Raw genomic sequence first — 17513 nt, forward strand, 5'->3', positions numbered from 1 at the left:
GTCAGGCTCCTTCCGCGGCGACGGTCCGTCGCTCGATGCGCTTCGGGATGTCCTCGCCCACCTCGACGATGCGGTGCACGAAGACGCCGGGCAGATGGATCGCGTCCGGGTCGAGCTCTCCCGCTTCGACGAGCCGCTCCACCTGCGCGATGCACACGCGCCCGGCCATCGCGGCGAGCGGGTTGAAGTTCCGCGCGGCCTTCGTGAAAACCAGGTTGCCGTGCCGGTCGCCGCGGGCCGCGTGCACCAGGGCGAAGTCGGTGGTGATCGCCTCCTCCAGCACGAACTCGCGCGGTTCGCCGTGCACCGTGAACGTGCGGACGTCCTTGGGTGGCGAGGCCACCGCGATCGAGCCATCGGCGTGGTACCGGCGAGGCAGACCGCCCTCGGCCACCTGGGTGCCGACGCCCGTCTGGGTGAAGAACGCCGCGATCCCGGATCCTCCCGCCCGCAGCTTCTCGGCGAGCGTGCCCTGCGGGGTCAGCTCCAGCTCGAGCTCCCCGGACAGGAACTGCCGCTCGAACTCCTTGTTCTCCCCCACGTACGACGACGTCATCTTGCGGATGCGCTGCGCGGCGAGCAGGATGCCGAGCCCCCAGTCGTCCACCCCGCAGTTGTTGCTGACGACGCTGAGGTCGGTCGTGCCCTGGGCGAGGAGCGCCTCGATGAGGGCGATCGGGTTCCCGGAGAGCCCGAAGCCTCCGACCGCGAGCGAGGCGCCGTCCGGGATGTCGGCGACCGCGGCGGCCGCGGACTCCCATTGCTTGTCGATCACGTCTGCTCCTTCGGTTCCGTGTCCCCACCAGCCTCCCGCCCCGGCGCAGTCACGGCCAGCGCCCTCTTGCGATGTGGACGCCCGCGCCACTAGCGTCCACGATGTGGACACTGCGACGAATCCCGTCCCCGGTACTCAGGCCGTCGCGCGGGCGGCGCGGCTCCTGCGACTGGTAACGGCCGCCGGCACCGACGGCGCCACCCTGCAAGAACTCGCCGGCAGCGCCGGCCTCTCCCGGCCCACCGCGCATCGCCTGCTCAGCGCCCTCCGCGCGGAGGGCCTCGTCGACCGCGACGCCGACAGCACGCGCTGGATGCCCGGACCCGAGCTCTTCCTCATGGGATCCGTGGCCGCCGCACGATACGACGTGACGGCCCTGGCCCGGGACATCGTGCGGTCGCTCGCCGTGAAGACCGAGGAGAGCGCCTTCTTCTCCGTCCGCCGCGCGGACGAGACGGTCTGCCTGCTGCGCGAGGAGGGGTCGTTCCCCATCCGCTCGTTCGTGCTGAGCGAGGGGGTGCGCTTCCCGCTCGGCGTGGCGAGCGCCGGCCTCGCGATCCTCGCCTTCCTCCCCGACCACGATGTGGATGCCTACCTGGAGCGCCATCCGGAGCTCGTCGAGAACTGGGGGCGTGCCCACGGCGAGCGCCCGCTGCGGAAGCGCCTCGCCGAGACGAAGGAACGCGGGTTCGCCGTCAACCCCGGCCTGATCGTCGAGGGGAGCTGGGGCCTCGGCGCGGCGGTGTTCGACCGCGCCGGACGCCCGGAGTGGGCGCTCAGCCTCACCGGTGTCGCCTTCCGCTTCGGCCCGGAGCGTCAGGCCGAGCTGGGCCGGATCCTCCTCGCTCACGCGCATCAGCTCTCGGCGAGGATCGCGCACGCCCGACGGTGACCTTGATACATACCAGCCGGTATATACTTTCTGGTATGAATCGCTCTGAGGTCATCCCGTCGCTCGTGCTCTCGGGCTACGCGCTGGGTCGCATCGCCGCCCAGGACGCGGGGAACGAGGCGCCCGCCGCGCAATGGCGGGTGCTCAGCCTGCTCGACCAGTCGGGTCCCCGTCGCGTCGGCGAGCTCGCCGCGGCGGCCCGCACGACACAGCCCGGGATGACCCGGTTGCTCGGCACCCTCGAACGCGAGGGCCTCGTCCGCCGCTCCCCCGACCCCGACGATTCCCGTGCCACCGTCGTCGCCGCGACCCCCGACGGCACGGCGGCCCTGGCCGCCTGGCGTTCCGAGTTCCGGGCGACGATCGCACCGCGGTTCGCCGACCTCGACGACGACGACTGGCATGCCCTCACCCGTGCGGCCGAGATCCTCGCCGCCCACACCTCAGCCGACCGGACAGGAGACATCCGTTGAACACCGCCCCCGCAACCCCCGCCCCCTCGGTCTGGCGGCAGCCGGCCCAGGTGTGGGCCGTCGCCTTCGCGTGCGTCGTCGCCTTCATGGGCATCGGCCTCGTCGATCCGATCCTCCCGGCCATCGCGGAGTCCCTCGAGGCCACGCCGGTCGAGACGGAACTGCTGTTCACCAGTTACCTCCTCGTCACCGGCCTCGCGATGCTCGTCACCAGCTGGATCTCCAGCCGGATCGGCGCCAAGGCGACCCTCCTCGTCGGTCTCGGCCTGATCGTCGTGTTCGCCCTCCTCTGCGCGATCAGCGGCAGCGTCGACGCGGTCATCGGCTTCCGTGCCGGCTGGGGGCTGGGCAACGCGCTGTTCATCTCGACGGCGCTGGCCACGATCGTCGGCGCCGCATCCGGCGGCAGCAGCGCGGCCATCGTGCTGTACGAGGCGGCGCTCGGCCTCGGTATCGCCGTGGGTCCCCTGCTCGGCGGCATCCTCGGCGAGCAGAGCTGGCGCGGCCCGTTCTTCGGCGTCGTGGCCCTGATGGCCATCGCCTTCATCGCCGTGCTCGTGCTGCTGCGGGGTCCGGGCGAGAAGCGCACCCCGGTGAAGTTCTCCGCACCCTTCACGGCTCTGCGCCGTCCCGCGCTCGCGATCCTCGCCGTGGCCGCCCTGTTCTACAACATCGGGTTCTTCGTGCTGCTGGCGTTCTCGCCCTTCCCCCTGGGCTTCGGCGCGATGGGCATCGGCCTGACGTTCTTCGGCTGGGGTGTCGCCCTCGCGATCACCAGCGTGTGGGTCGCGCCGGTGCTGATGCGCCGGATGCCGAGGACGCACGTGATCCTCACCGTGCTGCCCCTGCTCGCCGTCGACCTCGTGGTCGCGGGACTCGTCGTCGCCGAACCGGCCGCTCTCGTCGTGTGCATCATCGTGGGCGGTCTGCTCCTCGGCATCATGAACACCGTGCTGACCGAGGCCGTCATGGAGGCGACCGACCTCCCCCGCTCCGTCGCCTCTTCGGCCTACTCCGCGGTCCGCTTCCTCGGCGGCGCGATGGCCCCGCCGATCGCGGCCCTGCTGTGGCACCTGTTCACCGCCACCGTGCCGTACCTCTTCGCCGCCGCCGCCGTCCTGCTGGCCGCGCTGACGATCCTCCTCGGCCGGAAGGTCCTCGCGCACATCGACGACGAGCCCGGCGACGTGGCCACCGAGGACGCGGCGGCGATCCTCGTCGGTGACGCCGGCTGACCCGCTCGGCTACCGTGAGGACATGACCGACGCTCCTCCCCTCCCCGAGCGCAGCCGACGCGTGCAGGAACACCTCCTCGCGGCCGGTGTCGAGACCGAGATCCGGGTCCTTCCGGACTCGGCGCGCACCGCCGCCGAGGCGGCCGCCGCCATCGGCTGCGACGTCGCCGCGATCGCCAACAGTCTCGTCTTCCTCGCCGACGGTCGGCCCGTCCTCGTCATGACCAGCGGCGGGCATCGGGCGGACCTCGCCGTCCTGGCGCGAAGCGTGGGGGCGAGCGAGGTCGTCATGGCACCGCCCGCCACCGTGCGCGACGCCACCGGACAGGCGATCGGCGGAGTGGCGCCCGTCGGCCATCCCACGTCCCTCCCCACCTTCATCGACAGCACCCTGCAGGCGCACGACGTGATCTGGGCTGCGGCCGGCCATCCGCACACCGTCATGCCGCTGACCTTCGCCCAGCTCTCGAGCCTCACCGCAGGCACGGTGATCGAGGTCGTCTGACCGGATGTCCGCGCCATGCCCCATGATGGAGGCGATGCCGACCGCGGCGCGAGCGACCGGCGAGACGGAGGCGACGACATGTGCGGACGATTCGCGAACGACGCGACGACGGACGAGCTGATCCGGGAATTCGTCGCCGAGGGTGGGCGACCGGAGGACTGGTGGAAGTCCTGGCACGGCGCGTACTCGATCGCGCCGACCGAGAGCGCCCCGATCGTGCGGGACCGCGGCGAGGGCCGCATCCTCGAACTCGTGCGGTGGGACTGGCAGAGTCCCCCCAACCGTCCGCAGCGCGCCCCGCTGATCAACGCGCGGATGGAGAAGCTCGCCGCCGGGTTCTGGGCGCCGGCGTTCTCCGCCGCGCGGTGCCTCGTGCCGATGCGCGGGTACTTCGAATGGACGGGCGAGAAGGGCCACAAGACCCCGCACTTCCTCCACGGCGACGGCCTGCTCGCCGCCGCCGGCCTCACCTGGTCGATGGAGCATGAGGGAGAGAAGGTGCGCTGCTTCGTCGTCGTCACCCGGGAAGCGCGAGACGCCGGTGGGGAGGTGCACGACCGGATGCCCGCCTTCCTGACTCCGGACACCTGGGACGCGTGGCTCACACCGGAGAAGCTCACCGGGCAGACCAAGCTCGACACGCTGGCGATGCTCGATCACACTTCCGCCGATGTCGCGGCGACGCTCCGCGGACACGTCGTCGACCGCAAGGTGAGCAACACCCGCACCGTCGACCCCTCCGACCCGACCCTCCTCGAGCCGGTGGCGTGAAACGGAGAGACACGCCAGGACTCGCGACACCCCGGTGGGATAGGAGATCGGGCGAATGTGTGACACGCTGAGCACACCCCACACCAGCGGTCATCTCGGCCGCGCCTCTTGCACAGGTTCCCGTGGAGAGAAGGGAATCTTGCGATGGGCAAGTTCATCTACGAGAACAGCGTCAAGGTCGACATCGAAGACCGCGCTCTCACTCACATCCAGCTGGTCATGACCGCGAAGCTCCGCCGTGGCGAGCCCTTCGGCTTCACCTGGAAGGACGACGTCAGCATGGGCGGCGGCCGCACGACGGTCTGGATCCATGCCGGAAGCTCGCTGGTGTACAAGTACCACGGCAGTCGCCAGCCCAGCGTCAACCGCGCCTGGATCGAGGCCCTCGCGTTCACCGCCAACGCCCCGAGCGGTCTGTACCTCGTCCCCGAGCCCGCGGACCAGCAGCAGCCGGACGGCAGCGAGAGCGCTCTCACCCGCTCCTAACACGAGGGTCGACAGGGTTCAACCCCTCTTGTCGGGGATCGAGGTGGTTCGTACCGTGGAGCCCATGGGGAACCAGACGGGAATGACGACGACGCACATCGAGATCGATGGGCACGACTTCCTCCTGCCTCGCAGCACGGATGTCGCGGACCTCATGTCTCGGATCGAGGCGGCGGCGCGCTCGCAACCGACGTTCATCGACTTGGCGACCGGCGACGCTCTGACGAGCGTGCTCATCACCGCGCAGTCGCGCGTCGTCGTCTACCTGATCCGCGAGGACGCCGGCCACGACGCCCCCATCGACGTGCGCTCCACGCTCGACTGGGATCTGTGAGCAGCACGGTCCGCTCGTAGACTGGACGGATGCTCGTCGCCCTCATCCGCCCCCGAGGATCCATGACCGTCGACGTCACCGGGACATCCCTCGAAGACGTCCACACACAGCTCGAGGCTCATCGTGAGCCGGGCTACGCGCTCACCTCCGCTCCGGTGCGCATGCTCAAGGGTGAGGCGAAGATGGAGGCCACGGGGACGTTCCAGCGCGTCGACGGCGTCGAGCAGATCGAGGCCGAGGACATGACGGGCATCGAGGCGAAGGTCCCGGAGGGCTGGCAGCTGCTCTCCGTCCGCCGCGCCTGACGCGCGCGCCACCCGCCGCCGCAACGCGCGTTTCCGATCCCCGCGTCGGCAGGTCGTCCCTCCCGCCCCATGCGGGTTCGAAAAGGTGCCTCTCCCGGCCGCGAGAGGCACGATTTCGATCCCGCCCTGAGCGATCCGGCCCCGAAACAGGCAGAGAAAAAGCCCCGGAGATGGCGAGATCTCTGAGGCTTGTTCCGTGCACCCCCAGGGACTTGAACCCTGAACCCACTGATTAAGAGTCAGTTGCTCTGCCGATTGAGCTAGAGGTGCGTGGCCCGGGATAACCCCGACCGAGGAATTACATTACCAGCGGATGGCGCCGACACGAAATCCAGCGCGGCCCGGGCGTGGCTCGGGCGTTTCGCCCCCTGATCCTGGCCGATGGTCTCTGCGGGCGCGGTCCGGGCGGCGACTATCCTGAGAGCGTGACCGCCACTCCCGACGCCGCCGACCTGCGCGCCGATCTCCAGCTCGCCCTTCGCCTCGCCGACGCCGCGGATGCCCAGTCGCTCCCCCGTTTCGACGCCGCCGACCTGGAGATCTCCACGAAGGCGGACCACTCGCACGTGACGGACGCCGACCTGGCGACAGAGCGGGCGATCCGCCGGATCCTCGAGGAGGATCGTCCCGACGACGGCATCTTCGGCGAAGAGTTCGGCGCTCAGGGCAGCACCGCCCGGCAGTGGATCATCGACCCGATTGACGGCACCGCGAACTTCCTCCGCGGTGTCCCGCTGTGGGGCACGATGATCGCCCTCGCGATCGACGGCGTGCCGCGCGTCGGCGTGGTCAGCATGCCCGCCCTCGGTCGACGCTGGTGGGCGGCGGCCGGACATGGCGCCTGGACCGTCAGCGACCGCAGCGAGCGCCGTCTCGCCACCTCGACCGTCTCCTCGCTGGACGAGGCCAGCGTGAGCTTCCAGAGCATCGCGCAGTGGCGTGACGCCGGGCAGCTGGATGCCCTGCTGCGCCTGAGCGAGCACGTCTGGCGCGATCGGGCGTACGGGGACGTCTACGCCTACATGCTCCTCGCCGAAGGGCGACTGGAGGCGGTCGCGGAGTTCGATGTGAAGGAGTACGACATCGCAGCGGCTGTGGCGATCGTGAATGAGGCCGGCGGGCGCATGACGGCATTCGACGGCTCCGAGACGATCTCCGCCCGCTCGACGCTCGCCACCAACGGCACCCTTCACGACGAGTTCCTCCGTCTCCTGCACGACTGACCACCCCGAGGCCGCAATGACCACCCGACGACTCGCGATCCTGACCGGTCTCGTGCTCGCGGGAGCCGCCCTCACGGCGTGCACGGGTGGAAACACCGCTGATCCGTCGGCGCCGGCCTCCGCCACTCCCACGGGAGACGGCGGCGCGAGCGCGACACCGAGCGGGGACGAGCTCACGTGCGAGTCGATGATCACCGAAGGCACCGTCGCGGCCCTCACCGACGCCGGATGGACGGCAGAGCCACGCGAGTTCCGTGTCGGGGGCATCGAGCTGAGGCAGGGACTCCTCTGCTTCTGGGCGGACTTCAGCGTGCCCTCCGACCACGGTCAGATGTACGGCTGGTCTCCCTTGTCCTCCGAGGAGGCGGAGCGCGCACAGGCGGGCCTGGAGGAGGAGGGGTGGCGGAGCGAGGAAGACGCTCAGGGCACGTACGTCACCGAGGACCCGCAGTTCGCCATGAGCACGGACGAGGACGGGTACGGCATGACCTACCTCTTCGGCGACGGCTGGGTGAAGGTCGCCGACACGAAGCAGGGGCTCCTCCTCATCGAGGGACAGCGCTGACGCCGCACACCACTCGGCTGGTGTTGTCAAGCCGCTGGGCCTGAGGCCGCAGACGGACGATGCTGGTGACATCCGTCGAGGAAAGGAACGCGCATGGGTACCGACAGCGACCGCAACGACATCAGCACCGAGCCCTCCCCCGGCCCCGAGGAGAACGACAACCTCGGCGCGGAGGACAACAAGGGCGAACCGCGCACCGTTCCGCCCACGGACGGATCGGATGACGACGGCGACGATGTGCTCGCCGAGGATCCGGACCGCTCACACTGAGCCGCTCGTCCGGATCGCAGGAGCCCCGCCTCGCGAAGAGGTGGGGCTCCTGCGCTGTCACTCCGTCGACGAGCTCTGGACGATCTCGTCGACGAGGGTGATGCCGCCGGTCGAGTTCGCCGACTGCATGAGGTCGTCGATCCACTGTGGGTTCAGCTTCGGCGGTTCCCGCCCTTCGAAGGTGAAGCGCAGCGGAATCGACGGGTGCAGCCAGATCGTGGAGCGTCCGTATGCGTCGCCCTCGGGGTGGGTCCACGACACCGTGAAGCTCTCGTTGCGTCGGAGCTTCGTCGCGATCACGACCTTGAGGTGCGCGAGCGCGCGGTCCTCGATGTGGAGCTGGCTCGTGCTGTCGTACATGATGAACCCCATGACCGAATGCTAGGCCTCGCCTGCCTCGGCCACCAGGGCTGTCATGCCGCCTGCATCCCCGCCCACCTCTCAGCCGCGGACGTCGCGCGGGTCGTTGCCGTAGCTGTTCCGCTCCCCGATCGTGCCGTCCTCCCGTCGGATGAGGTGCTCGACCTGGCGCGCCCGAGCCGTCTCCCGCCCGACGGCGACCGCCTCGTCCTTCGTGTCATGCGGCCCGCTGAACGTGTTCACCTCGCCCTGGACGCGATTGAACCAGCCGCCTTCCTGGTGGAACGTGTCGACATCGCCCTTCGGCATGGCGTCTCCCTTCGTCGTGGACCCCCTTGGTACCTCGCGAGCGCAGTCGCCTCCGACCCCCTTGCGCGCGCCGGTTCGGCCGTACGCGCACCGCGCATCGGTCGCGTCCCCCGAAGAGGGGACAGACATCCGGTCCCTCCGCCTGCGATCATCGCGATGAGGGAGTCGAACGGGCGGGCGCTGTCCCGCCGATCGGGGAAGGAGACTTCTGATGACGACCGACATCATCGCGGGGCCGTTCCTGACGGCGGTCCGCGAGGCCTGGGACCGTGCGCGGGGAACACTCATCGTCCCCCGGGATTTCACCCTGACGCAGTTGGCGGCCGGAGCGGGGTCGCTGAGCGCAGAGGTCACCGACTCGACGGGGACCCGGTTCGGCTTCCGCGTTCCACTTCCGGCGGCCGCCCGGTGGGAAGGGAGGGCACAAGGTGGTGAAGGCACGCCGGAGCACTGGGCGCTGTGGAGCGTCATCATCCCGCTCATGGAGGAGCTGGAGACGGACGCCGGGCGCCGCTTCGCGCCCGACGCCGACGGCGTCCGCTGGGTGACCGCATAGACGATCGCGGTCACCGCGCCGCGGCGCCTGTCGCAGACCGTCTTCGCAGTCGCTTCCCTGGCGGGCTTCCCACCAGAGCGCGTACTCGGGTCCCTCCGGGGTTTCGATCGTCCACGGTGGGAAGGTGATGAAGCGCTCGAGCGCGAGGGCCCACGAGCTGTCTGCTCTGGTCGATCCGGGGTCGTCGGCAGGAAGCTCGTCGTCGCCGACATAGCTCAGCGCGATGGTCACGTTCGTAACGAGGTCCCCCCTCCGCCCCAGCACCCACGCTGCGGCGACGAGGCAACCGTAGACTGAGATCTCGTCTCGGCCGGAGGAAGGACACCCGGCCATGCCCACTCGGGCCCTCTCCCCCACCGTGAAGCCCAGCATCGCCCTCGACCCGCTCTGCTCCCGCAACAGGTACACCACCGACCCGGCACCCGTGATCGCCGAGCTCCGCTCGACCGCCGGTGACCCCGCCGACGTGCTCGCCGAAGGACGCTGGCCGCGCTAGAGCCGTGCATCGCGTTGGGTCAGCACCGCCGGTCACTCCCAGCTCCGTCGACACCGGCAGTTCTCGGCCACGGTCAGGCCGCCGCGCTACCGCTCTCCATCAGCGTCGAGTGAGAAGAGATGATCCCCTCCCCGCGGTCGGCGGGAAGGGGATCAGCCGAGCAAGCTGCGCCGCAAGATGGGCGCGCGCTCCCCTCCCCGGTGCCGCCTATTCTGCCCCTAGGCCGGCGAGGGTGGAAGCATCGATTTCCACTGGGGTGTCAACGACCTCGTCGACGAGGGTGATACCGCCGGAGGAGCTGGCTTCCATCATGAGCGTCTGAACCCACTTGGCGTTGAGTTGCGGGTTCTCCGGTGTCTCGAACGTGAAACGCAGGGGGATGGACGGGTGAAGCCAGATTGTGGAGCGACCGGGGGCGTCGCCTTCTGGGTGCTTCCAAGAGAGGGTGAAGCTCTCGTTGCGGCGCAGCTTGGTCGCGATCGCAACCTTGAGGTGCGCGAGAGCTCGGTCTTCGATGTGGATCTCGCTGCTGTCGCCGTACTGGATGGTTCCCATGGGTTCACTCTAGGGGTGACGGTCTACGCGCGTTGGCCTGCACAGGTTCGACGGTTACGCAAGCCCCGGAAGTGCAGGGTCAGTAAGGGGCGTAGTGTTGCGTGAACAGAACATCGCATGAACCATTTTCCGCGAACGATGCACAGATTGCCCATGAATCCCACCACACGAATCAGCATCGACGGAGACAGTTTCATTTTGGCCGCAGACTGCGACGTCGGCGATCTGATGGAGCGGATCGAATCCGCGTCCCAGGGCGAATCGGGCTTTGTGACTTTCGCTTCTCGGTTCGAAACGCTCAGCGTCCTCGTCACCCAGTACACGAGAGCGGTTGTCAGCGTCGACCACCCCGCTGGAGCCGCGCCGAGTGCGCAGGGCAACTCCTTCAGGGACTGGAATGACGACTTCTGGGGTGAAGGCTTGAGCTGAGCTTCACCCCGACTTTTGTCTCCACGGGCGGACAAACGTAGAGGGTGGCTATTCCTCCAGTGACGTGGGACCGTGAAGTTACACCACAAAGCGATCAGCTCGGTTGCGCCTCTTGACACAGGTTCCTGTGGCAGAACAGAGGAGCCCACTATGGGCAAGTTCATCTACGACGGTGGACCCAAGGTCGAGGTCGAGGATCGCGCACTCACGCACATTCAGCTCGTCATCACCGCAAAGCTCCGCCGCGGCGAGCCCTTTCCCTTCACCTGGAAAGACGACAGCAGCGTTGGCGGAGGACGCACGACCGTATGGGTGCACGCCGGCTCGTCCATCGTCTTCAAGTACGCCGGCAGCCGGCAACCCGCGATCAACCGCGCATGGGTGGATGCGCTCGCCTACACAGCCAGCGCCCCAACCGGCCTGTACCTCGTCCCGGAGCCCGCGAACACCAGCCCGGTCACCGGACAGATGGACGCGATCAGCTAAGCCCGTGCGCGCGATGAGCGCGGCCGGACTGCCGCTCTACGTCACCACCGACCCGGCGATCCTCGGTGCCCCGTGAACGCGAAAAGGCCCCCGCCCAGCCAGGAGGCTAGGTGGGGGTCTCGTCTGTCGGCGTCACTCGCGGGAGAGTTCGGCCACGTCGTCGGTGCCGGTGTCAGCGCCGTCCTGCATGGCGCCATTGGCGGCGGGTCAGTCCGGTCGCGTTGCCGTCGATCTGAGCGACGACGGCTCCGGCCGGTGCCGATCCTGCGCCGATGTGGCGGAGCCATTCGTCGACGGCAGGAATTGCCATCACGCGGGCGATGGCGGCGCTGATCGCGGCGAGCGTCGCGACCGCGGCCGTCGCCCAGGCGATCACCGGCCCGGGCACGAGGTCGGCGACGGCGTCGATGATCTGCGGGGCGACGACGACGGTCGTCGCGAGGACGGCCGCCGCAGCGATGAAGACCTGCACCGCGGTGCGGATCGCTCGCTGCAGCGGGAACCATATCTTGCTCATGGAGTGCCTCCTGGGTTCTGCCGGCGCTTGTCCGCCGTCGTTTCGATCGCGTCCCACTGGCAACGTTCGGACTTGCGGATCTGACCGATCTCCTCGCGGATGCCGAGGATGTCGCGTGCCTGGAAGTTCTGGGTTTGCTCGACGCCGTAGAGCCGTGAGTCGGTGCCCTTGACGATCCGCCTGATCTCGTCGATGTCGTCGCGCAGGATGCCGGCACGGCAGTCACCGACCGGCAGCGGGTCCGACGGAACACCACCCGGCCCGCGATCCGCGCCCGTGGTGCTGCGCGCGCTCGGCGTGCTCGCCGGCATCCTCGACGTCGCGGTGCGCGATCGTCGGATCTCGAAGAACCCGACCCGCGGCGCGAGGAACCTGCCGAAGAAGGTCTCGGCCAAGGAGCGCCGATACCTCTCCGAGGCGGAGGTCGTGCGCCTCGCGGCTGCGACGCACGACCACACCTTCGCCACGCTCACCCTCGTCCTCGCTTACTGCGGGCTTCGATGGAGCGAGGCGATCGGGCGCCGCGTCTCCGACATCAACATCCTCGGCCGTCGCGTGCACGTGAACCGGGCCGCGGTCGAGGCACACGGAGTGATCGAGATCGGCGCGCCGAAGTCGTGGGAGAAGCGGACAGTCCCGTTCCCCGGATTCGTTGTCGACGCACTCGAGGGGCAGTGCGGCGGCAAGTCGAAGGGCGATCTCGTGTTCGGTGATGCGAGCGGCAACTTCCTGCGGCGCGCCAAGACGAGCGAGGGCGCCGGGCCCTGTTTGCACGCGCGACTGAGGAAGCCCGCCTGCAGCGGCTCACGCCGCAAGACCTCAGGCACACGGCGGCGTCGCTCGCCATCAGCTCGGGCGCGCTGGTGAAGGCCGTGCAGCGGATGCTCGGACACAAGTCCGCGGCGATGACCCTCGACACGTACGTCGACCTGTTCGACGCCGACCTCGACGACGTCGCGAACCGGCTCGACGAGCGCGCGACGGCGGCAGATGTGGGCAAAGTCTGGGCAGGGCTCGGCGCCTGACGAGTTATCCACAACGCAGAAAAGGCCCGTCTCTCTAGTGACTACTAGGGAGGCGGGCCTCGTTCTGTGTGACAGCGACCTGGTGGAGCTGGGGGGAATCGAACCCCCGTCCAACGCTGAGTCTCCACGCCTTCTCCGGGCGCAGTCTGTGGAAGCGTTCTGCTCGGCTCCGACCTTTGTCACAGACACCTAAGTCGACGAGCCCAGCCTGGGAAGAGTCCCACGTGACGTCCAGACGCCGTCACGCAGCAAGATTCCTAGATGACGCCAGGATCCGTATCGGAATCACATACGGTCTGACGGACTATCGGGCTCGCTTAGGCAGCGAGGGCGAAGTCGTTGCGCTTGGATTCGGCAACTATTGTTTTGCAGAGAGCGTTTACGAGATAACTCTGCATCCTCGGCCCGCTTCTCGTGGATTCACAGGCGCTGTCGAAACCGATCAGCCCCGTGGTCCTTCTCTCGAAGGAGCCGCTGTCACACTGTGGAATTGTCAGCCTCGGGCGACGAGCACCCGAGCATCACAGACTACAACGTCTGCGCCGCCGCCGCCATTCCCCGCCGCCGTGCCCGTCGCGTAGAGTCGCCCCATGAGCGATGTGACCGTCACCGTCCGCGGCGAACACGAAGCCCGCCTGGCGCCGGAACGGGCGACCATCCGCGTCTCGGTCCGCGCCGAGGGTCCGGAGCGCGCGACCGTCGTCGATCACGTCATGCGCCTGGCCGAGCCGGTCCGCAGCAGCATCGTGGGACGCGTGGACGCCGGCTCCGCCCTCGACTGGAGCAGCACGCGGCTCTCCGTGCGCGCCGAGCGCCCCTGGAACGCCGATGGCAAGCGGCTCGCCCCGGTGTACTACGCGAGCATCGACGTGACCGCGACCTTCGCGGAGGCCTCCGAACTCTCCCTCTGGATCTCCGACATCTCCGCGTGGGACGGTGTCGAGATCGGCGGGGTCGATTGGCACCTCACCCTCGAGACCCGCGTCCGCGTGGAGCGCGAGGTCGCCGCGCAGGCCGTCGGCGTCGCGGTGACGAGAGCGGAGGCGTACGCCACCGCGCTCGGCCTCGCCGAGGTGACGCCCCTGGAGATCGCCGACATGGGCCTGCTCTCCGCGGCGCCATCGCCCGGAGCTCCGCTGGGGAAGGCACGCGGTGCCGTCGCTTTCGCGGCCGACACCGCGCCGGCCATGGAGTACGAGCCGCAGGACATCGTCCTCACGGCGACCGTCGAGGCGCGCTTCCTCGCTCGCTGAGCCTCCGCCGTCAGTCGCTGACGACGTAGGCCGCGAGGTCGGCGGCGAGACGCTCGGACACGTGCGCGTGCACGGCTGTCCCTGCCTCCTGGTGCTCGACGGACAGCAGCATCCCGGTCTCGTGGATCGCCGCGACGAGGTCACCGCGGTCGTACGGGATCACGGCGTGGAGCTCGACGGCCGGCTTCGGCAGCGCCTCCTCGATCGCCGCGCGGAGCTCGACGATGCCCTCGCCGGACCGTGACGAGACGAAGTGCGCCCGCGGCTCCAGACCGCGCAGCACGAGCCGCTCGTCCTCGGGGATGAGGTCGGCCTTGTTGAAGACGACGATCTCGGGCATGTCGCGCACGCCGACATCGCCCATCACGTCGCGCACAGTCTGCAGCTGGCCGGCCGGGTCGGGGTGCGAGCCGTCGACCACATGCAGCACGACGTCCGCGTCACCGACCTCCTCCAGCGTGGAGCGGAAGGCTTCGACGAGCTGGTGCGGCAGGTTGCGCACGAATCCCACCGTGTCGGTGAGGGTGTACACGCGGCCGTCTTCGGTCTCGGACCGACGGACGGTCGCATCGAGGGTCGCGAACAGCGCGTTCTCCACGAGCACGCCCGCGCTCGTCAGAGCGTTGAGCAGACTCGACTTCCCGGCGTTCGTGTACCCGGCGATGGCGACGGAGGGGATGGTGTTGCGCTTGCGTTCAGCCCGCTTCGCCTCGCGCGCGGGAGCGAAGTCGCGGATCTGCTTGCGCAGGAGCGCCATCTTCGTCCGGATGCGTCGGCGGTCGAGCTCGATCTTCGTCTCACCGGGTCCGCGCGAGCCCATGCCCGCGCCTCCGGCGCCGACCTGTCCACCGGCTTGGCGGCTCATCGACTCACCCCAGCCGCGCAGGCGGGGCAGCAGGTATTCGAGCTGCGCGAGCTCGACCTGGGCCTTGCCCTCTCGGCTCTTGGCATGCTGGCTGAAGATGTCGAGGATCACGGTGGTCCGGTCGATCACCTTGACCTTCACGACGTCTTCGAGCGCACGTCGCTGGCTGGGGGCCAGCTCGGCGTCAGCGATGACCGTGTCGGCGCCGACGGCGGCGACGATCTCCTTCAACTCCTGCGCTTTGCCGCGTCCCAGGTAGGTGGCGGCGTCCGGGTGCGGACGGCGCTGCAGCACGCCGTCGAGCACGACGGCGCCTGCCGTCTCCGCGAGCGCCGCGAGCTCGCGCAACGAGTTCTCCGCGTCCTCCTGGGCCCCCTGCGGATACACGCCGACGAGCACGACGTTCTCGAGCCGCAGCTGGCGATACTCGACCTCGGTGACGTCTTCGAGCTCGGTCGACAGACCGCCCACGCGCCGCAGCGCATGCCGGTCCTCGAGGTCCCACTGGTCGCCGTCTGCGGTCGAGTGCGCGGCCGTCGCTTCGTCCTGGAGCGCCTGCGCGGCGCCGAACATCCGCACCTCCGATCGCTTCTCTGCGTTCGCCAGCACGCGGTCGACCGTCTGGTCGTCGGTGGAGGGTGTCTTCGTCTCCGTCATCCGTTCCTGTCTCTGGTTTCCTCGCGAGCCTTAACCTTAGCCCGCGCCGTCCGGTACGCTCACCGTATGGGGTCCGACCACTACTTCACTGCGGCCCCGGCTAGCCCCGAGAACCTGCGCAAGATCCGCGTATCCCTGGCAGGACGAGAGCTCGAAGTGACCACCGCGGGTGGCGTCTTCAGCCCGGATCGACTCGATGCCGGCACCGCAGTGCTTCTCGCCAACATGCCTCCGGTTCCACCGGGAGGTCATCTTCTCGACCTCGGCAGCGGGTGGGGGCCGATCTCCCTGTCGATGGCGCTGGCCTCGCCGCACGCGACCGTCTGGGCGGTCGATGTGAACGAGCGGGCTCTGGACCTCGTGCGTCGCAACGCCGCAGCCCTCGGCCTCTCCAATGTCAACGCCGCACTGCCCGAAGATGTTCCCGCAGACGTGACCTTCCGCACGATCCGATCCAATCCCCCGATCCGGGTGGGCAAGAACGAGCTGCACGGTCTGCTCGAGAAGTGGATCCCGAGGCTCGACGAGCGGAGCGATGCGTGGCTCGTCGTCCAGCGAAACCTCGGCGCCGACTCCCTGCAGCGCTGGATCGCGGCGACCTTCCAGCCCGGCTACAGCGTCTTCCGGACGGCGACCGGCAAGGGCTATCGCATCCTCAAGGTGCGCAAGCACGGAACACCGCCGACGGAGCCCATCGACGTCGTCTGAGAGGTCAGCCCCGCGGCCTCAGACGAGGTCGACCTCACCCTGATAGACGAGCTGCGCGGGCCCGGACAGCGCGACGTGCTCTCCGTCTTCGGCGGGGAACATGCGAACGCCGAGCGTGCCGCCGGGAACCTCGACCTGCCAGTTGTCAGGGGCCTGAGTGCCGGCCCAGTAGCGCACAGCAAGAGCCGTGGCGGCGACACCCGTCCCGCAGCTCAGCGTCTCGCCGACGCCGCGCTCGAAGACGCGCATCCGCACGTGCCCGATGCCGTCGCGGACGAGGGGCTCACCGGGCACCACGAACTCGACGTTGGCTCCCGCGGGCGGAGCCGGCTCCAGCTCGGGCGTGCGGGTGAGTTCCAGCAGTCCGAGCTCCGCGTCCGAGGCCAGTGCCACCACGACGTGCGGGTTCCCGACGTCGATGCCCAGTCCCGGACGGGTGACGGTCAGCCCGTCCGCGCGCACCAGCGGGTCGTCTCCCGACAGCTTCCACGCGCCGAGGTCGACCTGATAGCCGCTCACGCTGCGGGTGACGTCACGGACGCCGGCTCTGGTGCCGATCGGGAGCGTGCTGCCGGGCTCGATCGCCGCGAGACCCGAGCGGACGAGGTAGTGGGCGAAGACCCGGATCCCGTTCCCGCACATCTCCGCGACGGAGCCGTCGGCGTTGCGATAGTCCATGAACCATTCGGCATCCGGCTCTTCTGCCAGGGCGGCTGCGCCCTCCGGGATCGCGGACGAGCGCACGACGCGCAGCACGCCGTCCGCGCCGATGCCGAAGTGGCGATCACAGAGCACGGCCACCTGCTCCGCTGTCAACTCCAGCTGCCCATCGGGGTCGGCAATGATGATGAAGTCGTTGCCGGTACCGTGCCCCTTGGTGAATGCGACCATGGGACCAGTCTAGGGAGCCGACGACCCTGCGCCCGGCCGTGCGACGCGATAGCGCCCGCAGAGGAAGCTGCGGTTGCGGGCCACCTCGACCAGCTCCAGATCGAGCCGCCGCGGCAACAGCGGGGCCCCGCTGCCGAGGGTCACGGGTGCGTACTGCACCCAGACCTCGTCCAGCAGCCCCGCGTCGGCGAACTGCCCGGCGAGGTCTCCCCCGCCGACCACCCAGAGATCCTTGCCACCCGCGGCGTCGAGCATCGCGCTGTGCACGTCGCGGATGTCGGCACTCGTCACGCGGACATCGGCCCCCTCCGGCACCGCGAGATCACGATGCGAGAGCACCCACGTGGGCTGCGTGTACGTCCAGCGGCCCTCCTCATGGCGCATGACCCACTCGAACGTGGATGCCCCCATCACCAGCGCGCCGATGCTCTTCTCGAAGGCGGGGTACGCCATCGGACCCTCCATGTCGATGTCCTGGCTCAGCAGCCAGTCCAGGGAGTGCTCGGCAGTCGCGATGAAGCCGTCCAGGCTCGACGCGGTGAAGTAGTGAGTGGCCATACGCGCATGCTCGC

At 69.1% G+C, this 17513-nt stretch carries 28 protein-coding genes, 1 tRNA gene and 1 other RNA gene; 19 read left to right on the plus strand and 11 right to left on the minus strand.

Features of this window, described 5'->3' with window-relative positions:
* Position 1: 1 nt before the first annotated feature.
* Positions 2-775, minus strand: coding sequence for a CoA transferase subunit A (locus CJ226_RS16495; protein ID WP_102209857.1), 774 nt, complete (start codon positions 773-775; stop codon positions 2-4).
* Between the two features lie 103 nt (positions 776-878).
* Between CJ226_RS16495 and CJ226_RS16500 the strand changes: the two genes are divergently transcribed.
* The 8 genes from CJ226_RS16500 (at position 879) to CJ226_RS16535 (ending at position 5776) form a co-directional block, all read left to right on the plus strand.
* Entirely contained in the window at positions 879-1667 is a 789-nt protein-coding gene (locus CJ226_RS16500; RefSeq protein WP_025103258.1) for an IclR family transcriptional regulator, read from the plus strand.
* A gap of 35 nt (positions 1668-1702) precedes the next feature.
* Complete coding sequence (locus tag CJ226_RS16505; RefSeq protein WP_062634854.1) at positions 1703-2140, plus strand: MarR family winged helix-turn-helix transcriptional regulator; 438 nt, start codon at positions 1703-1705, stop codon at positions 2138-2140.
* Positions 2137-3375, plus strand: coding sequence for an MFS transporter (locus CJ226_RS16510; protein WP_102209858.1), 1239 nt, complete (start codon positions 2137-2139; stop codon positions 3373-3375). The genes CJ226_RS16505 and CJ226_RS16510 overlap by 4 nt, the downstream gene beginning before the upstream one ends.
* 22 nt (positions 3376-3397) lie before the next feature.
* The gene (locus CJ226_RS16515; protein ID WP_062635226.1) at positions 3398-3880 is read left to right on the plus strand and encodes a YbaK/EbsC family protein; all 483 of its coding nucleotides are present in this window, start codon (positions 3398-3400) and stop codon (positions 3878-3880) included.
* A gap of 78 nt (positions 3881-3958) precedes the next feature.
* Entirely contained in the window at positions 3959-4651 is a 693-nt protein-coding gene (locus tag CJ226_RS16520) for an SOS response-associated peptidase (protein ID WP_082802883.1), read from the plus strand.
* 144 nt (positions 4652-4795) lie between these two features.
* Positions 4796-5137: a hypothetical protein gene (locus tag CJ226_RS16525; protein WP_025103253.1), complete on the plus strand. Its 342-nt coding sequence runs from the start codon at positions 4796-4798 to the stop codon at positions 5135-5137.
* Positions 5138-5201: 64 nt separating this feature from the next.
* Positions 5202-5471: a hypothetical protein gene (locus CJ226_RS16530; protein ID WP_126893022.1), complete on the plus strand. Its 270-nt coding sequence runs from the start codon at positions 5202-5204 to the stop codon at positions 5469-5471.
* Positions 5472-5500: 29 nt separating this feature from the next.
* Positions 5501-5776 carry a hypothetical protein gene (locus CJ226_RS16535; protein WP_102209859.1) on the plus strand — a complete coding sequence of 92 codons (276 nt, stop codon included), beginning with the start codon at positions 5501-5503 and terminating at the stop codon, positions 5774-5776.
* 197 nt (positions 5777-5973) lie between these two features.
* Here CJ226_RS16535 and CJ226_RS16540 read toward each other — a convergent pair.
* Positions 5974-6046, minus strand: a tRNA-Lys gene (locus tag CJ226_RS16540).
* Positions 6047-6201: 155 nt separating this feature from the next.
* Between CJ226_RS16540 and CJ226_RS16545 the strand changes: the two genes are divergently transcribed.
* The 3 genes from CJ226_RS16545 (at position 6202) to CJ226_RS18195 (ending at position 7834) form a co-directional block, all read left to right on the plus strand.
* Complete coding sequence (locus tag CJ226_RS16545) at positions 6202-6999, plus strand: inositol monophosphatase family protein (protein WP_102209886.1); 798 nt, start codon at positions 6202-6204, stop codon at positions 6997-6999.
* A 16-nt stretch (positions 7000-7015) separates the two neighbouring features.
* Positions 7016-7564: a hypothetical protein gene (locus CJ226_RS16550; RefSeq protein ID WP_102209860.1), complete on the plus strand. Its 549-nt coding sequence runs from the start codon at positions 7016-7018 to the stop codon at positions 7562-7564.
* A 93-nt stretch (positions 7565-7657) separates the two neighbouring features.
* Positions 7658-7834, plus strand: a complete 177-nt coding sequence (locus CJ226_RS18195; RefSeq protein WP_180964637.1) for a hypothetical protein — start codon at positions 7658-7660, stop codon at positions 7832-7834.
* A gap of 57 nt (positions 7835-7891) precedes the next feature.
* Here the strand turns inward: CJ226_RS18195 and CJ226_RS16555 are convergent, their stop codons facing one another.
* Entirely contained in the window at positions 7892-8206 is a 315-nt protein-coding gene (locus tag CJ226_RS16555) for a hypothetical protein (RefSeq protein ID WP_062634868.1), read from the minus strand.
* Between the two features lie 69 nt (positions 8207-8275).
* A complete protein-coding gene (locus CJ226_RS16560; RefSeq protein ID WP_062634870.1) occupies positions 8276-8503 on the minus strand; it encodes a DUF2188 domain-containing protein in 228 nt (75 codons plus the stop codon).
* A 211-nt stretch (positions 8504-8714) separates the two neighbouring features.
* Between CJ226_RS16560 and CJ226_RS18200 the strand changes: the two genes are divergently transcribed.
* Positions 8715-9059 (plus strand): hypothetical protein, encoded by a 345-nt coding sequence (locus CJ226_RS18200; protein WP_062634872.1) that lies wholly within the window; start codon positions 8715-8717, stop codon positions 9057-9059.
* 331 nt (positions 9060-9390) lie between these two features.
* On the plus strand, positions 9391-9555 hold the full coding sequence (locus CJ226_RS18205) for a hypothetical protein (RefSeq protein ID WP_157523939.1): 165 nt from the start codon (positions 9391-9393) through the stop codon (positions 9553-9555).
* A gap of 207 nt (positions 9556-9762) precedes the next feature.
* Here the strand turns inward: CJ226_RS18205 and CJ226_RS16570 are convergent, their stop codons facing one another.
* On the minus strand, positions 9763-10110 hold the full coding sequence (locus CJ226_RS16570) for a hypothetical protein (protein WP_062634873.1): 348 nt from the start codon (positions 10108-10110) through the stop codon (positions 9763-9765).
* Positions 10111-10263: 153 nt separating this feature from the next.
* On the opposite strand from CJ226_RS16570, the gene CJ226_RS16575 reads away from it, so the two are divergent.
* Entirely contained in the window at positions 10264-10539 is a 276-nt protein-coding gene (locus tag CJ226_RS16575) for a hypothetical protein (protein WP_062634875.1), read from the plus strand.
* A gap of 150 nt (positions 10540-10689) precedes the next feature.
* Entirely contained in the window at positions 10690-11025 is a 336-nt protein-coding gene (locus CJ226_RS16580) for an ATP-dependent DNA ligase (protein ID WP_102209862.1), read from the plus strand.
* Positions 11026-11197: 172 nt separating this feature from the next.
* On the opposite strand, the gene CJ226_RS16585 is transcribed toward CJ226_RS16580, so the two are convergent.
* Positions 11198-11542, minus strand: a complete 345-nt coding sequence (locus CJ226_RS16585) for a hypothetical protein (RefSeq protein WP_062634878.1) — start codon at positions 11540-11542, stop codon at positions 11198-11200.
* Positions 11539-11853 (minus strand): hypothetical protein, encoded by a 315-nt coding sequence (locus CJ226_RS18210; RefSeq protein WP_180964639.1) that lies wholly within the window; start codon positions 11851-11853, stop codon positions 11539-11541. The genes CJ226_RS16585 and CJ226_RS18210 overlap by 4 nt, the downstream gene beginning before the upstream one ends.
* Here CJ226_RS18210 and CJ226_RS16590 point away from each other — a divergent pair.
* Together CJ226_RS16590 and CJ226_RS18520 are read left to right on the plus strand one after the other, a co-directional pair.
* Positions 11822-12409, plus strand: a complete 588-nt coding sequence (locus tag CJ226_RS16590; protein WP_257996718.1) for a tyrosine-type recombinase/integrase — start codon at positions 11822-11824, stop codon at positions 12407-12409. The genes CJ226_RS18210 and CJ226_RS16590 overlap by 32 nt on opposite strands.
* Positions 12337-12567 (plus strand): tyrosine-type recombinase/integrase, encoded by a 231-nt coding sequence (locus CJ226_RS18520; protein WP_257996723.1) that lies wholly within the window; start codon positions 12337-12339, stop codon positions 12565-12567. The genes CJ226_RS16590 and CJ226_RS18520 overlap by 73 nt, the downstream gene beginning before the upstream one ends.
* Positions 12568-12647: 80 nt before the next feature.
* On the opposite strand, the gene ssrA is transcribed toward CJ226_RS18520, so the two are convergent.
* Positions 12648-13017, minus strand: a transfer-messenger RNA (tmRNA) gene (ssrA, locus tag CJ226_RS16595).
* Positions 13018-13157: 140 nt separating this feature from the next.
* Here ssrA and CJ226_RS16600 point away from each other — a divergent pair.
* On the plus strand, positions 13158-13820 hold the full coding sequence (locus CJ226_RS16600) for an SIMPL domain-containing protein (protein WP_062634884.1): 663 nt from the start codon (positions 13158-13160) through the stop codon (positions 13818-13820).
* Between the two features lie 10 nt (positions 13821-13830).
* Here CJ226_RS16600 and hflX read toward each other — a convergent pair whose 3' ends face one another.
* A complete protein-coding gene (hflX, locus tag CJ226_RS16605; RefSeq protein ID WP_102209863.1) occupies positions 13831-15342 on the minus strand; it encodes a GTPase HflX in 1512 nt (503 codons plus the stop codon).
* Between the two features lie 66 nt (positions 15343-15408).
* Here hflX and CJ226_RS16610 point away from each other — a divergent pair, with 66 nt between their 5' ends.
* On the plus strand, positions 15409-16050 hold the full coding sequence (locus CJ226_RS16610; protein ID WP_102209864.1) for a class I SAM-dependent methyltransferase: 642 nt from the start codon (positions 15409-15411) through the stop codon (positions 16048-16050).
* 18 nt (positions 16051-16068) lie between these two features.
* Here the strand turns inward: CJ226_RS16610 and dapF are convergent, their stop codons facing one another.
* Both dapF and CJ226_RS16620 read right to left on the minus strand, forming a co-directional pair.
* The gene (gene dapF, locus CJ226_RS16615) at positions 16069-16941 is read right to left on the minus strand and encodes a diaminopimelate epimerase (protein ID WP_102209865.1); all 873 of its coding nucleotides are present in this window, start codon (positions 16939-16941) and stop codon (positions 16069-16071) included.
* A gap of 9 nt (positions 16942-16950) precedes the next feature.
* Positions 16951-17499, minus strand: a complete 549-nt coding sequence (locus tag CJ226_RS16620; RefSeq protein WP_102209866.1) for a dihydrofolate reductase family protein — start codon at positions 17497-17499, stop codon at positions 16951-16953.
* Between the last annotated feature and the right edge of the window lie 14 nt (positions 17500-17513).

Source organism: Microbacterium sp. UMB0228, assembly GCF_002871415.1.
GTDB lineage: Bacteria > Actinomycetota > Actinomycetes > Actinomycetales > Microbacteriaceae > Microbacterium.

What these genes read in the sequence shown, in the direction of transcription:
- hflX (WP_102209863.1), bottom strand. Translation starts at nt 15,342, where the DNA reads ATGACGGAGACGAAGACACCCTCCACCGACGACCAGACGGTCGACCGC.
- CJ226_RS16555 (WP_062634868.1), bottom strand. Translation starts at nt 8,206, where the DNA reads ATGGGGTTCATCATGTACGACAGCACGAGCCAGCTCCACATCGAGGAC.
- CJ226_RS18210 (WP_180964639.1), bottom strand. Translation starts at nt 11,853, where the DNA reads ATGCCGGCGAGCACGCCGAGCGCGCGCAGCACCACGGGCGCGGATCGC.
- CJ226_RS16530 (WP_126893022.1), top strand. Translation starts at nt 5,202, where the DNA reads ATGGGGAACCAGACGGGAATGACGACGACGCACATCGAGATCGATGGG.
- CJ226_RS16525 (WP_025103253.1), top strand. Translation starts at nt 4,796, where the DNA reads ATGGGCAAGTTCATCTACGAGAACAGCGTCAAGGTCGACATCGAAGAC.
- CJ226_RS18205 (WP_157523939.1), top strand. Translation starts at nt 9,391, where the DNA reads ATGCCCACTCGGGCCCTCTCCCCCACCGTGAAGCCCAGCATCGCCCTC.
- CJ226_RS16610 (WP_102209864.1), top strand. Translation starts at nt 15,409, where the DNA reads ATGGGGTCCGACCACTACTTCACTGCGGCCCCGGCTAGCCCCGAGAAC.
- CJ226_RS16600 (WP_062634884.1), top strand. Translation starts at nt 13,158, where the DNA reads ATGAGCGATGTGACCGTCACCGTCCGCGGCGAACACGAAGCCCGCCTG.
- CJ226_RS16515 (WP_062635226.1), top strand. Translation starts at nt 3,398, where the DNA reads ATGACCGACGCTCCTCCCCTCCCCGAGCGCAGCCGACGCGTGCAGGAA.
- CJ226_RS16580 (WP_102209862.1), top strand. Translation starts at nt 10,690, where the DNA reads ATGGGCAAGTTCATCTACGACGGTGGACCCAAGGTCGAGGTCGAGGAT.
- CJ226_RS16535 (WP_102209859.1), top strand. Translation starts at nt 5,501, where the DNA reads ATGCTCGTCGCCCTCATCCGCCCCCGAGGATCCATGACCGTCGACGTC.
- CJ226_RS16550 (WP_102209860.1), top strand. Translation starts at nt 7,016, where the DNA reads ATGACCACCCGACGACTCGCGATCCTGACCGGTCTCGTGCTCGCGGGA.
- CJ226_RS16575 (WP_062634875.1), top strand. Translation starts at nt 10,264, where the DNA reads ATGAATCCCACCACACGAATCAGCATCGACGGAGACAGTTTCATTTTG.
- CJ226_RS16560 (WP_062634870.1), bottom strand. Translation starts at nt 8,503, where the DNA reads ATGCCGAAGGGCGATGTCGACACGTTCCACCAGGAAGGCGGCTGGTTC.
- CJ226_RS18195 (WP_180964637.1), top strand. Translation starts at nt 7,658, where the DNA reads ATGGGTACCGACAGCGACCGCAACGACATCAGCACCGAGCCCTCCCCC.
- CJ226_RS16570 (WP_062634873.1), bottom strand. Translation starts at nt 10,110, where the DNA reads ATGGGAACCATCCAGTACGGCGACAGCAGCGAGATCCACATCGAAGAC.
- dapF (WP_102209865.1), bottom strand. Translation starts at nt 16,941, where the DNA reads ATGGTCGCATTCACCAAGGGGCACGGTACCGGCAACGACTTCATCATC.
- CJ226_RS16505 (WP_062634854.1), top strand. Translation starts at nt 1,703, where the DNA reads ATGAATCGCTCTGAGGTCATCCCGTCGCTCGTGCTCTCGGGCTACGCG.
- CJ226_RS16585 (WP_062634878.1), bottom strand. Translation starts at nt 11,542, where the DNA reads ATGAGCAAGATATGGTTCCCGCTGCAGCGAGCGATCCGCACCGCGGTG.
- CJ226_RS18200 (WP_062634872.1), top strand. Translation starts at nt 8,715, where the DNA reads ATGACGACCGACATCATCGCGGGGCCGTTCCTGACGGCGGTCCGCGAG.
- CJ226_RS16620 (WP_102209866.1), bottom strand. Translation starts at nt 17,499, where the DNA reads ATGGCCACTCACTACTTCACCGCGTCGAGCCTGGACGGCTTCATCGCG.
- CJ226_RS16520 (WP_082802883.1), top strand. Translation starts at nt 3,959, where the DNA reads ATGTGCGGACGATTCGCGAACGACGCGACGACGGACGAGCTGATCCGG.